At 32.1% G+C, this 14153-nt stretch carries 12 protein-coding genes and 2 pseudogenes; 12 read left to right on the top strand and 2 right to left on the bottom strand.

Features of this window, described 5'->3' with window-relative positions; all coding sequences use genetic code 11:
* Positions 1–31 precede the first annotated feature (31 nt).
* From JM172_RS13995 to JM172_RS13975, 5 genes are all read left to right on the top strand, one after another.
* The gene (locus JM172_RS13995; protein WP_214482984.1) at positions 32–1153 is read left to right on the top strand and encodes an acyl-CoA dehydrogenase family protein; all 1122 of its coding nucleotides are present in this window, start codon (positions 32–34) and stop codon (positions 1151–1153) included.
* Entirely contained in the window at positions 1135–2796 is a 1662-nt protein-coding gene (locus JM172_RS13990; RefSeq protein WP_214482983.1) for a carbamoyltransferase family protein, read from the top strand. The genes JM172_RS13995 and JM172_RS13990 overlap by 19 nt, the downstream gene beginning before the upstream one ends.
* Before the next feature lie 5 nt (positions 2797–2801).
* Complete coding sequence (locus JM172_RS13985; protein WP_214482982.1) at positions 2802–3158, top strand: VOC family protein; 357 nt, start codon at positions 2802–2804, stop codon at positions 3156–3158.
* Positions 3159–3604: 446 nt separating this feature from the next.
* Positions 3605–4153, top strand: a complete 549-nt coding sequence (locus tag JM172_RS13980) for a hypothetical protein (RefSeq protein ID WP_214482981.1) — start codon at positions 3605–3607, stop codon at positions 4151–4153.
* The gene (locus tag JM172_RS13975; protein WP_214482980.1) at positions 4153–5151 is read left to right on the top strand and encodes a BtrH N-terminal domain-containing protein; all 999 of its coding nucleotides are present in this window, start codon (positions 4153–4155) and stop codon (positions 5149–5151) included. Before JM172_RS13980 ends, JM172_RS13975 begins: the two co-directional genes overlap by 1 nt.
* A 175-nt stretch (positions 5152–5326) precedes the next feature.
* Here the strand turns inward: JM172_RS13975 and JM172_RS13970 are convergent.
* Positions 5327–6454 (bottom strand): annotated as a pseudogene (locus JM172_RS13970) (IS3 family transposase).
* A gap of 367 nt (positions 6455–6821) precedes the next feature.
* On the opposite strand from JM172_RS13970, the gene JM172_RS13965 reads away from it, so the two are divergent.
* From JM172_RS13965 to JM172_RS13955, 3 genes and pseudogenes are all read left to right on the top strand, one after another.
* Entirely contained in the window at positions 6822–7547 is a 726-nt protein-coding gene (locus JM172_RS13965) for a sugar phosphate nucleotidyltransferase (protein ID WP_214482979.1), read from the top strand.
* A 97-nt stretch (positions 7548–7644) separates the two neighbouring features.
* A pseudogene (locus tag JM172_RS13960) lies at positions 7645–8756 on the top strand (IS3 family transposase).
* Positions 8757–9178: 422 nt separating this feature from the next.
* Positions 9179–9547 carry a VOC family protein gene (locus tag JM172_RS13955; protein ID WP_214482978.1) on the top strand — a complete coding sequence of 123 codons (369 nt, stop codon included), beginning with the start codon at positions 9179–9181 and terminating at the stop codon, positions 9545–9547.
* A gap of 38 nt (positions 9548–9585) precedes the next feature.
* On the opposite strand, the gene JM172_RS13950 is transcribed toward JM172_RS13955, so the two are convergent.
* Positions 9586–10449 carry a PDZ domain-containing protein gene (locus JM172_RS13950; RefSeq protein ID WP_214482977.1) on the bottom strand — a complete coding sequence of 288 codons (864 nt, stop codon included), beginning with the start codon at positions 10447–10449 and terminating at the stop codon, positions 9586–9588.
* A gap of 250 nt (positions 10450–10699) precedes the next feature.
* On the opposite strand from JM172_RS13950, the gene JM172_RS13945 reads away from it, so the two are divergent.
* The 4 genes from JM172_RS13945 (at position 10700) to JM172_RS13930 (ending at position 13422) form a co-directional block, all read left to right on the top strand.
* On the top strand, positions 10700–11584 hold the full coding sequence (locus tag JM172_RS13945) for a glycosyltransferase family 2 protein (RefSeq protein WP_214482976.1): 885 nt from the start codon (positions 10700–10702) through the stop codon (positions 11582–11584).
* Between the two features lie 161 nt (positions 11585–11745).
* Positions 11746–12105, top strand: a complete 360-nt coding sequence (locus JM172_RS13940; protein ID WP_214482975.1) for a cupin domain-containing protein — start codon at positions 11746–11748, stop codon at positions 12103–12105.
* Between the two features lie 503 nt (positions 12106–12608).
* Complete coding sequence (locus tag JM172_RS13935; RefSeq protein ID WP_214482974.1) at positions 12609–12761, top strand: hypothetical protein; 153 nt, start codon at positions 12609–12611, stop codon at positions 12759–12761.
* 232 nt (positions 12762–12993) lie between these two features.
* Positions 12994–13422 carry a hypothetical protein gene (locus tag JM172_RS13930; RefSeq protein ID WP_214482973.1) on the top strand — a complete coding sequence of 143 codons (429 nt, stop codon included), beginning with the start codon at positions 12994–12996 and terminating at the stop codon, positions 13420–13422.
* Positions 13423–14153 lie beyond the last annotated feature (731 nt).

Below are 14153 nucleotides of genomic sequence, written 5' to 3'. Positions count from 1 at the left end.
TTTAATAATGAAGAGTTATGAGGAAATTGAAATGAAATTAAGAGATTTTAATGTTGAGGACATACAAGGAAAAATTGATTACTTAATCAATGAGGAGTACCATTTGCTAACCTTAGAAGAAGGTCTGACGCCAAAGGATTACTTCGTATTTATAAGTAATCTATCAAGCATATGCCACCACACTGCATTATCCTTTGCCATGCACTTATATACTTTATGGGGATTAAAGCTTCTTTTACCTGACAGAAAGAAAGTAAACAAATATATTAATTCCGTTTTGAATGAGGGAAGTCTATTAGCTTCCCTTAATGAACCGGGGCTTTATTTTGTTTCACCAGATAAATTAAGAGAAAAAGATTTTAACATTATAGCCTCACCTGTTAAGGGTGGGTATATATTAAACGGTGTTAAAAATTTTATTTCAATGGAACCACTTGTTACATATTTACCCATGTATTGTAGAATAGAAAACTATCAAGAAAAGGATCATGGAATAATAGTAGTAATTGTTAATAAAAATACTCAGGGTATTAATATTAAGAAAAACTGGGATTCCATTTCAATGGAACATACTGAAAGTAATAGTGTTGAGCTAAATAATGTATTTGTTTCAAGTGAAGATGTATTATTAATGCCTAGCACATCTATATCCCAAACTGATTTATTTGGTTACCTTTTCAGATTAAGCATTTCATCTGTATATTACGGTATCGCCAAAAGTGCTACAGAGTATATAAAGAATCATACAGTTAAACATAAAGTCCCACATTTTGACAAACCGCTTGCCTTCTTCCCTGGATCTCAATATAGTATTGCTGAAATGATAATAAAACTAGAAACAAGTTACTCTCAAATTATTCAATTGTGTGAAGCTCTTCAATCAGTCATGGATACGCCGATAAGTTATGAATCTAAAAAAGAAATAAAGAAAATTAGTCTTATTACTAAAGAATACTCAACACAATCTGCAAAAGAAATTGTTGATACTGGTTTAAAAATAGTTGGAGTTAAATCTTTGTCAAAAAAGAATTATTTATCTGAACTATATAAGGATGTAATAGCTGGACAGTTCCATCCACCACAAAGAGACATAGCATATGAACTTCTTGCAAAAGATTTTGTTGGAATCCTTCCATGGAAAAACAGATGGTAGGTGATAGTATGAAAATTTTAGGCCTTGGTGGATCAGGTCATAGTTTTTCCGCTTGTTTAGTTGAAGATGGAAAGGTTATAACAGCAGTTGAAGAAGAAAGGTTAAATAGAATAAAATATTCACTTTTTCCACCTGATGTTTCCCATATGAAATTAGCAAGAAATAAAGCCGCCAATTATTGCTTAAAAAATTCTGGATATACCATGGATGATATAGATTTTATAGTTACACAAGATATTCTTGACCCGCGATATGCAGCTAAATTTAGCGGAAAAACAACTTTCTTAAATCATCATCTAACACATGCCAGTAGTGCTTACTTTACATCTCCATTTACTGATGCAGCAATTTTGGTAGCTGATGGAAGTGGGAGTTTTTTTGGAAAGAATAATTCCAAATATGAGACTGTAACCCTTTATCATGCTAAAAAGACACATATTAGTAAATTATCTTCCCAATATGGTACCTCAAGTTCCATAGAGAACTTTGAATTTCATCCTCATAATTCTATTGGTGGATTTTACAGAGCAGTTACTGAAGGAATAGGGTTCCATTTCCTGCAAGACGGTAAGACAATGGGGTTATCCTCTTATGGTAGAAATACTTATACAAATACTTTCAACAATTTTTATCAGTTCAATAAAGAAGGTCATTTTGTTCAGTCAAAAGAAGATTTAAACAAGTTGAAAAATTTTCTTAAAATAGAGCTGGCTAATTCTACTTCACTATTCCAAACTAAAGCGGATTTAGCTTATGCTGTTCAATATCATACAGAGAAAATATTAATCAAATTAGCTCAAAAAATTTATAGTGACACTGGATCTTCTAACCTTTGCTTTTCAGGAGGGGTTGCTTTAAACAGCGTTGCTAACTCTAAATTATTAAAAGAAACCCCCTTTAAAAATATTTATGTTTTTCCTGCCTCCTTGGATTCTGGATGTGCAATTGGAAGCGCTCTTTATATGCACTATTCAATACTAGGGAATGAATGGGAACCATTAAAAACACCATTTGTTCCGTTCTTGGGTAAAGAGTACACAAATAATGAAATCTTAAAATCACTTAACTCATTTAGTTCACTAATAGACTATAAATATTCAAATGATATATGTAATTTTACATCATCTAAATTAAATGAAGGATGTATCATAGGATGGTTTCAAGGGAAATCCGAAATTGGACCAAGAGCATTAGGGAATAGAAGTATTCTAGCAGACCCACGTTACATGTCTAATAGACATAAATTAAATATTCATATTAAAAAACGTGAATTGTTTAGGCCATTTGCACCTGCAGTTCTGTCCGAATACCAGAATCAATATTTTGAGGACACCAGTGTTAATTCTTACTACATGTTAAATGTATTCCCTGTAAAAAAAGATCAAACAAAGAAAATTCCTGCTGTACTACATTGTGATGGTACCGCAAGGCTACAAACAGTTACCAAATTTTTTAACCCTAAATTTTACAGACTTCTTAGGAGTTTCTATGAAAAAACACAAACACCAATATTGTTAAATACTTCCTTTAATAAGAGTGGTCAACCTATTGTAGAGACTCCTAAAGATGCGATTAAGAGCTTTCTTGAATTTAAATTAGATTATTTAATTATTGATAATTTTATCATTAATAGGAAGGAATGAGAATATTGGGATTATTATTTGAAAATAACATATGTTGTACTTTTATACACTTTGATGAACTTGAAAAAGCTAGTAATTGGTATGTAAATACCCTTGGGTTTTCTATTCGAAAAATAGATTTGGCTAAGGGGTTTGTTGAGCTTGAAATGGAGGGTGCAAATTTAACTTTGTTAACTTGGAGATCAAAAGAAAAAATTAGACCCAAACATCCTTTATTCACTTTTTATAGCTTAGATATTGAAGAGTCTTATCATAAATTAAAAAATATAGGAGTCAAAGTTCATAACTTTAGTAATGCCGGGTCAGTTTCAGGTTTCTTATTTGAAGACCTAGAAGGAAATATATTGATGGTATGTAGTTAGAAACGCAAGAAAACCCTATCAAATATAAATAATTTTTCTTAATATAATTATAGAAGTGATAATAAGTAAAGAAGAGAGTAGTCATCATTCTGTTAGATTTTCATGAAAGAGATTAGAATCATCACATTTATATATCACAGCCTAAAAAATCAGAAAATTGTAACAATATTGAAACCTCCCTGCTTGTCTTCAAACCTGACTAAATAAATTTGTGACTTCGTTGTCTCCTTTACAAAAAATTATTAGCACTTCAATTGCAGCATTTGATAAAAATATAACTTTTTAGTCCCTTTTGGGGCTCTTTTTTTAGACATTTTGGACCGCATAAATATCTGTATGTATTTGGTCAATATTTTTTCACCCTATAAACCTTATCCATTTAACATTCGAAGTAAAACTTCAATTACTGATCTTAATTCTGTATTAAATCTAGAGGAGGAGAAACGTTGTTTAAATGTATTAGTTTACAAAGATACTTCAACAACCGGGGAGTAACTACTGAACAGGAGTTTAAGCAAGGAGAACTAAGTTTAGCTTTTTCTTCATTTCCACAAAAGTATATTCCATTTAATAGATCCTTCACACACTCAGATATACCGTTTATGTTTTCTAAAAACAATCATAGGGACAATGTAGAAATGTGTGGACAAACCATAGATTTAGGAGAGATGTATAACATTAATAAAATACATTTTTTGGGTACTTCTAATAATGGGGATTTCTCTGAGGATGTTCATCTTTATGAGGACACATCACATGTTATAAGTAAACCGCTAGGTTTTACAGACTTTATTGAACCTCAACCTAAATTTAATGAAGATGTTGCAATACAAGCGCCTTATCTTCATACAAGACATGGAATAAAAAATATCTACTTTCCTATCATCTGGTATAACTCCATTAACTTTAATAAATCCGCACGAGCGAACAAACTTATGTTTGAAGATAACCCATCTATTCATATATTCTGCATAACTATTGAGGTGACAATATAATGAGTAATCGTCTAGTTAAAGACAATTCCTTAAACTGTTTTCAATTAGTAATTACATCACTAGCAGCACAACAAGGGGTAGACAAAGAAGAATTATGGTTTCAATCTGGTTTATATTTTGATGTTATCAATAATAAAATATTGCTTGATTATCAATATAAAACTTTAGAAGAGCAATTTGGAGAAAACATTACTTTTAATACATTCAATTTCAATAACGATAAGGATTGTTTAAAAACTTTGGATGAACACCTTATGAACGAAAATTCTGTAGCAGTCAACGTAGATGTATTTGAATTAGAGTACTCTGTTTTTTTTCAAGAGGAACATGAACAGCATTTAATAGAAGTCTACGATAAGGTTAAAGACAAATATCAAATTTATGACCACTACTATCATTACTACGGTGAAATTACTGAAGATGAATTAAAAAAAGGTGTGTCGTCGTACTTAATAAACTTTCCTGAAGAAGAGCTAAAAATTTACTCTTTAACAGTTAATCCAGGTAATCAAAAGTTATCGATGGAACAACTATTGGGAATCATACAGGAAAACTATAATGTGATGTTAGGGAATTGGGAAGTTAAGAACAAAGATCTTAAAGGATATATAGGAATATGTGGCTTGCGTGAAGTAAAGAAAAGCCTTGTTCATACAATTAACAACACTTTTGACACAAAACAAGAACTATACAATGAACTCAGTGTATGGTTTAACTCTATAAACAATATGTCAAACTCAAGAACAAACTTTTATAGAACACTAAAAAAATACATTCCTGAGTATGATGTTTCATTTTTGCTTGAATCATCCCAAAGTTGGTCATCATTGGGTAATATGCTTCTGAAAGGCTTTCATACAGATAGTCTATCAAAAATGAGTGATAGGATAGAGAAAAGGATTGACAAGCTTATCCACTGTGAAAATAATAGTTTGAATAACCTCAAGTCTATAATAGAATCCCTTGATAGCAATATTTTAAAAAAGTCTAGTCAATAACTTTTGTAGATGTAAACAAAAACTAATTTAGACTAATAATTAACATGTTATGCTGAGAAACTTCATTCAAAACATTATAAAATTGTCTATGTAATGTAATGAAGGTGTACTTAATGCCAGCAGCAAAACAAGTAGTGGACTTGAGTCAATATCTTGGATACAAAAAAATTAAGTTTTATGCAGAGTCTTTGAATAATTCTTCTATTGCTTGAGGTGTTTTATAAGCAATGCTGCTATGCTTTCTTTTTCTGTTATACCATGCTTCAATAAATTCAAAGATGGCGATATTGGCAGCTTTATAGTCTAGATATTGAACATGATTTACTTCTTCTTTCTTCAATATACCAAGGAATGATTCAATACAGGCGTTATCATAAGGGCATCTTTTTTGACTAAAGGAGTGTGTTATACCATAAGATTTAATACGATCAGTAAATGCTTTGCTTGTATATTGTGAACCTAGGTCAGTATGTAGAATTAACCCTTCGGGTGGTAATTGAGTTACGTAAGCGTTTTCTAGAGCTGTTATGACGACTTCTGTTGTCATTTCCGATGAAAAGGAATAACCGACAATTTTTCGCGAATGTAAATCCATCACCAATGCTAAATAGCACCATCCGTCTTTCACCGTATACACATAAGTTATATCTGCCACCCACTTTTCATTAATTGATGAAGTTGAAAAATCTCTTTTCAAGATGTTTTCTCGATTTACAACTTTTTCAGTCGAACCATGTGGACGGAATATCTTTTTAACAATAGAGTGGATATCAGCTTTTTTCATTAAACGTTGGACACGTTTCAAACTGATGTGTATTCCTTCTTCTGTTAGTTGATGGTGAATTTTTGGAGCCCCATAACGTCCTTTACTCTCTTTATGGATGGTTGTTATTCGCTCAGTGATTTGTCTATTTTCTTTTTCAGGTTTTGATTCAACCTTATTTAATGATTGATAATATGTACTGCGAGGTATATTCAATATCTCACACATAAGTGACACTGGGGGTTCTGTCGTTTTCTCTTGGATGAAGCCCGTTAGCTCGTCTGGATTTACTTTTTCGCGAATATGGCCATAGCCTTTTTTAAGATTTCATTCTCCTCTTGCATCTTTGAAATATCATCAGCCGTTTGAACCATCTTCTGTTTCAATAGGAGAGTACTTCTTATTCCAATTATAAATGGTTGCTTCCGATACGCCATATTCATTACTAAGTTCTTTGACTGAGCTACCAGAACGGTAAAGTTCAACGATCATTTTCTTGAAATCTTGGGTGTGTTTTTTGCCTGTATTTTTGTTTCCCATCCGGACACAACCTTTCTAAATGCATTTTAAGTACTTAACGTTTTTGTGTCCATAAAACTATACTAACTCCAGTAGTATAATAGCATTATAATCGGCTTTAACTGCCAAAGCACTGACAGTCTAAGCTTTTTTTTATACGAAATTATAATTATTATTTAGATAGCGGAACAAAGAAGTCTATGAGTAACGTCAACCAAAATTCATCTCCATCATTGGGTTACGTCGCCCGCTTAAAGAAGAAAACTGAAGCATACTTAACACCGCAATTTCCCCTTAAGTTTATATAAAAATTTCATAGTCTTTTTTAACTATTTACCGTTAAAGTAAAAGTAATAAATTTTTTAATAGCCAATAAAGGGGGATATTAATGAAAGGTGTAATCCTAGCTGGAGGAGAAGGTACTAGATTGGCTCCTTTTACTAAGGTTATCAATAAACACTTGTTACCGGTAGGTTCAAAGCCAATGATTTTTTGGCCTATAAAATCTCTTAAGGATACAGGTATTAAAAATATTATTTTAGTTATTAATCCAAGAGATCTGTATGACTTTATAACTATATTGGGGAGAGGAGAGAAGCTAGGGGTAAAAATAAAGTATGTATTTCAAACCAAATCAAAAGGTATTTCAGATGCCTTATATAAAGTGAGAGACCATGTTTCTAAAGAAAAGTTCATAGTATTATTAGGTGACAATATCATTGGTAACAGTATTAAAAACCACATTGATGATTACATGAAACAACAAAAGGGAGCAAAGATACTCCTAAAAAAAGTAGAAGATCCCAACCGCTATGGAATTGCTAAACTTGATAATATGGGTACCATTGTATCTATTGAAGAAAAGCCAATATACCCCAAGTCCAACCTCTGTGTCATTGGTTGTTATATGTATGACGAGAAAGTGTTTGACCTAATTAAAAACTTAAAACCCTCCAAAAGAGGAGAATTAGAAATAACCGACCTTAATAACTTATACATCGAAAAAGGACTAATGACTTATAATATCATTAATAATTGGTGGGTAGATGTGGGGACTCATACATCTATGCTAGAAAGCAATATAAAACTTAGTCAGGAGCATGATGTAGAATGAGCCTTTTAGTAACAGGGGGAGCTGGTTGGATCGGCTACACTTAAATTTTAAGGTCAAGTAGAATGAACTTACTACACGAATGATGAGGAGAATCTACATGACAAAAAGAGCACACCGTACATTTACCCAAGAATTCAAGCAACAAATTGTACAACTTTATGAGAATGGAAAACCACGAAAAGAAATTATTCGAGAATACGACTTAACACCTTCTTCTCTTGATAAATGGATTAATCAATTTAAAAAATCTGGGTCATTCAAAGAGAAGGATAACCTAAGTCCTGAACAAAAGGAACTGCAAGAATTACGTAAGCGAAAAAAGCAATTGGAAATGGATTTAAAGCAAGCCGCGCTGATACTAAGACAAAAGTAAATGTGATTAAGTAAAACAAACACAAATACTCGATATCAGCAATGTGCCAAGTACTTCAACTCCCAAGAAGCACGTATTATTATGAAGCAACACAGCGAACTCATGAGGATGATGTCACGTCAGATATTGTTCGAATCTTTCATGAGAGTCGACAAAATTACGGGACACGCAAAATAAAACATGAACTTATAAAGCTTGGGAAAACCGTTTCTAGAAGACGCATTGGTAGAGTCATGAAAGAACAAGGACTGGTTTCTAAATATACCGTCGCACAGTTTAAACCCCATTCAGAAAAGCCAAATGAGGACCTATATTCCAATGAACTAGATCGCGAATTCACGCAAAACGAAGCATTGTCCGTTGTCGTAAGCGATGTAACATATGTAAAAGTTGATAAAAAATGGAATTACATATGTGTATTTGTTGACCTCTTTATCCGAGAAATTATTGGGTATAGTACAGGGGTGAATAAGGATGCGTTGCTGGTTTATCGTGCTATCGCTTCAATAAAGGAAGACCTTCATCATATCCAATTGTTTCATACAGACAGAGGAAACGAATTCAAAAATAAATTAATTGACGAAGCTTTAAAAACGTTCTCTATTAAACGCTCCTTAAGCATGAAGGGGTGCCCCTATGATAATGCAGTTGCAGAAGCAACATTTAAAATTATTAAGACAGAATTTATCCATGGCAGGCAGTATGAAAGTTTAGAAGAATTAACACGAGAGCTCCATGATTACGTGCATTGGTTTAACCATATTCGTATTCATAGCACATTAGGGTATGCAAGTCCTGTTGAGTACAAAGATAGACACCTTAAGAAAACTGTCTAGTTTGGTGTTGACAGTCCAGTGATAATTTAACTAAGTCCATAAGTTTAGATTAGTATATTGGTCATATCTTGAATATAGAGCTAAATGGTATGAGTATCCAAAACATTCACTTCAAGTCAACTTTGAACTCTTTGTATTTAAAAATTACTGAAAACTAAAAACTAAATCTAATTAAATGAGAAGTGGGGAAAGTTCAAAAGTTTTCTTTGAAAATGGTAGAGTAACAGTCATTTTACCTAAAAAAATAAGTTTTTGTGCTTTTTAATCTACTTCTTGAAAAAGCTATCGATTGTAAGCCAGTTCTCATCGACTTTTTGGATAACTTTAAAAAATTTTAAATTTTATTGTAAGGTTTTTAATAAAAAACTCGTTATATATATTGAAAGGCAAATTTATATTAAATAATAAGGGAGTGTTTAGTTATGGCAGCAACTATTGATCGATTAGGAAGTGTATTTATTCATGTAAAGGACCTTAAAAAATCAACAGAGTGGTATTCTAAAATCTTAGAACAACCAGCACCAGATGAAGATCCCCAAGGTCCTTGTCATTGGTTTGATATGGGTGAGGGACGTGGTGTCCTATTAGATGATAACCGTAATAATAGAGACGATGTACGACCTTCATTTATGCTTCACACAGAAGATGTGCATAAAGCGTATAAACTAGTTATAGATAATGGGGGAGAAATCATTAGAGAAATTGAACGAGATGAAATGGTTGCCTTCTTCAATTTTAAGGATCCAGATGGTAACGTGGTAATGGTTTGCGAAGAACATTTTAAAAAATAAAACTGTTTAATGATGCACTTATCCTTATGAGATAAGTGCTATTTATTTTCTTTCTTAATTTTGCTTTTTTCTTTTCTAACCGCTTCGACTTCAGATAGTGGTGTTTTTTCTGGATCAATCATACCTGTAAACTGGTCATCATAAGTCAGTTTAATAGCCTTTTGATAGACCGTTCCTGACCTGACAAAAGTAAGGGATACTTCATTTGAACGATTAAAGAAATGTGATAAAACTCTAACAAAGTCATAATAAGTCTCAACAGTTTCATTATTAATATGTGTTACAATATCACCCTCTATTAAACCAGCAAAATAGGCAGGGCTGTTAGGATAAACTCTTCGTATATAATTTCCTTTCTCTGCTGAACAGGATTCTTTTAGTTGTTCAGGCGTAGCAGTATAGTTAATGACCCCAATCCTCGGATAATTAAATATATCATTTCGTAAATCTAATCCTAACTCAATGATACATTTCAAATTATATAAAGTTTGCCTCCATCCCATTTCACCACATTCTCTAATCCATTGCATCATTTCATCATCATCATACCCATCAACTTTCACAACAACTTTTACTAGATTTTCATTGATTTTACTAATTGAAAATGACGTGTGAAGTTCATATTCTCGAGTAGTGCCATCAGGTAGTAATCCCTTATATTTATCCCAAAATACAATTACATTTGGTTCTTTAGAAATAATGCATATAGAATTATTCGTTAATTCACCAATAATAAAATTCACTTCATCTCCAATCTCAATAACACTTTTATTTTCAGTATGTTCAGCTACATCCGTTAAAAAACTATTCCATCCTGTTGGTGTTGAAAAATACCACCACACATCTTCAACTTTACTTTCTATGAAAATTGTATTAACCGTAGATAGTTTTCCCTTGTCCATGTTTCACGCTCCTTTTTTATCTATTTAAGCGTTTTTTAAGGAAAAATACTCGGGTTTTTATCATTTTAATAGACAATAAAAGACGAGTTTTAAAAATACTTTCTATAATTAATTCAAAAAATAGTAGCTATACCTAATTAAATTCATACAAAGTTACTATCGATTACAGACCGCTATCCATTTAGCACAAGAAAAGACGAGCTATTTAGAGAACACTTTTTTATAATCTTTTTAAAAACAGGTGATGATAATGCAAAAAATGGGTGTAATTATACCGGTTTATAATCAAGCATTACCTTTAATTTGTACATTACATGGCTTTTTGAATCAGACAATCAGCACAAATCTATTTAAAGTTGTTGTTGTGGATGACGGCTCAACTCAAGATGTTAAGAGTATCTGTCAGTTATTCCAAAACCAGTTAGATTTAACCTACAAACGGATTGAAAATAGAGGTAGGTCTGTTTCTCGTAATCAAGGAGTTAAAGAAGCTGAAGATTGTGATGTTATTTCATTTTGTGATGCAGATCGGATACCGGTCCCAGATTTTTTAGAGCAACACTTAGCTTTTCAAGAAAAAGGAAAATGGAATTCAATTGTAATTGGCAATGTAAAAGAGATGTATGTAACTGATCCATGGAACAATTTAACAAGAATATTCAAACAGTATTTGACTCAAAAAGGGCTGCGTACACCTCAATATTGCGGATTAGTTTATAAACTATTTGGTGACTCTGGAGAATCGATATCAAATGTACCTTGGATCGCAACATTTAGTGGGAATATGTCAATTAGTACTGAACTTTTTCAAAATATAAAAGGGTTTGACCCAGGTTTTAGTCAGTGGGGGTTTGAACACTTTGAACTTGGATACCGAGTACACAAACAGGGCATAAATTTTTTATACCATTCACTTGCCACCAACATTCATATATCCCACCCCCGGGAAGACTATAGGTCCAAGATAAGTAAAAGCCATAGTATTTTTTATAAAAAACATAATACATCTGAAGTAAAAAGTCTATTAGCGTTTATGAATGGTGAAATAAGTTTAAATGACTTTAATAAGTGTTCAGAGGGATATATAGCAACCCAAGTATTACCAGATGAATTTGTGAAAATCACAAATTTTTAGAGTGTTAACAGTGAGCAATAGCGAAAATGATCTTAGCAAAACCGATATACTTGAACTATTTATATATTCTCTTCAAATACAAATATTAGATAAAGTAATGTATTTGAAGCTATTATATATATCTTTGAAATAACTTAAAATAATGAGAGGAGAAAGTATTTATGAGTAATCCAAAACATACGATTGTCCATAAAGAAAATATGGTATGGGAAGGTGGAATGTATGAAGGTACAGAAATGGCTTACTTGTGGGAAGATGAAGATACAGGGAGGGTCGCTTTTCTTGTAAAGGTTGAACCAGGTGGAAGTATTCCTTTTCACGATCACCCAAGAAGAGAAGTAGCATTACTTGTTGAAGGAGAAGTCCAACTTAATGACGATATCATGAAAGAAGGAGATTTTTTAACAGCTTCTGGAGAAGAAGCCCATGACGTATACACAGAAAAGGGTTGCACCTTTTTTATTTACATTGACTACAACATTAAGAAACAAAAAATTGTGAATCTTGATGAAAAAAAGTAATAAGTTGAGTTGACTGTATTGTTAATTGTAGAAAGTACACTCTTTGTTCGAATGTCCTTTCTTCAGGTGTTTTGATGGGGTTATAGGGTGATGTATTGGTTTGTTTTTCCTGTTTTTCTATTTTTTTCTTAAAATAATATATAATCATGCTATAATTACTTTAATCCTAAAAAGACACACCAGGAATCCCCTGCTAATTGTATGTATAGGAGTTGAAACAGACTCCAAATATCATTCGATTCAGCAGGTTTTTTTTAGTAAGTCTGTTAAGTAAATATAAAACCTATAATCATCAAAATATTACAAGGTTTGTCCAGATCTTAGAAGAGGGAATAAATACAGATTGGACAATAAATACCTAGAATTAGATAAGCAACTCACTGATACTTGGATTAAAGAGGTTAAAATGAAGTTAAACAAGGAACTAGTTGTAAAATTCTGTATGATACGGGATTAAACCGTAAAAAGGAAAAGGTGTTAATGTTCATACTTCCCCCACAGCTGTGCTAATCATTATTTACTATGATGTCTTTATCCTGAAAGAAGATGAAGGTGATGAACTACTCATTTCAGAAATGGTACAAATCGTTGAAAAATGTATTTCTCAGCCTTTTATTGGGGGTACTTACTTAGAGTATAAAATTGTAAATATATAATGCATTATTAATTTTAAAATATACATTAAAAATCTTAAATGGAAAAGAATCTATTTTTAAAAAGTGCTAAAACAACGAATGATAGACCTTGTAAATTAAAACTAGAAGTCAATGCTGAGTACCACCCGTCAAGAAAGGTAAATTGCATTATGGTAACTAGCGCTTTTTTGATAATATATTCAGGTAGGATAAAGGTAATGGGGTACTGTTTGAGTCTACATATTATTTTTCATTGAAGGAAGAAGTGCTTGATTACTTTGTCTTACGATGGCAGTATGAAAGAACCATTGAAATTCACCAAAAGAGATTTATTGGATTAGAAGGGATTTATCAAGTATTTAAGTCAGTATCTGCAGTACCAAATGCTGATAAAATATTTGTTTCCTTAAGTAACTACTATTCAAAAATCCGAAATAGACCTCGTAAGCTTGAGTTAACAGCATACGAACGTTTTACCGTTGATCCACGATTTGAAAGTGAACATCCAATCGAAATACTACCTTTAGATAAAATATTTGAAGTTTATATAGCTGAAAGCCGACACCTCTTGTTTGAGGACAAAGATAAATATATTAATCAACTCATTACATTATTTTACGGAGTTCCATTTCAAGTTCATATCAGAATGCTTGGGAAGGGTGCGATAAGTGATCTTCATTAGAAAAGTCCGGATTTGTTATTTATTAACATAAACTAGCAGGTGAGAAGAATAAAGCGAATGAACTATAAATGGATGAGATCGTTTGAGGGTAGGATAACCCACCCTTTACTAATTATCAAGCTTTAAGTCTTGCATTTTCAAACCAATCAAATGGCTGTGATATAACGTTTATCTATACGGGTTATTTGTTGCAGCAGCCTTCAAAGCCTCACCCTTTTTCATTACCCATGATTGAGTACGGTTTCTACATAACCGATGAATCTCATATGCAATTTCACTTACATCCATCGTTTTTATGTCGTTAGGTGTAGTAAAAGTGAGTAGGGTATATAAAGAAACCTTTGAAAATAAGTTTACAAATATTCCTTTTTATATCACCCTTTAGAAATTGGTAAAACTATGATTTATTGGAATAGCTTATTAGATCTAGATGTGTTATAGATCCCTGTAGATATTGGTAAAGCTATGATAAAAGCGCAAGCGCCTCGTTCACCCTCAATGTTATAGATCCCTGTAGATTTTGGTAAAGCTATGATACGCAAGCTAAAAACCTTGTTATATCAACTAATAAAAGGCTTTTTGTTTTAAGAAAATGAATATTTCTCTTGTGATTTTTCATGATTTTCCTAGTTTTTTTAAAAATGAACTCAAAATACGCGAACTTTTTGGGGACAATTCTCTTTGAAAAGTGTGGTACTTTTTATTATGGGAAAAAATAAAAAGGTGAAAGT

Origin of the sequence: Bacillus sp. SM2101 (genome assembly GCF_018588585.1) — a bacterium.
In the GTDB taxonomy this organism is placed as follows: Bacteria; Bacillota; Bacilli; order Bacillales; family SM2101; genus Nanhaiella; species Nanhaiella sioensis.
Note: the sequence above shows the minus strand (reverse complement) of the source record. Positions and strands in the feature narration are given on the sequence as shown.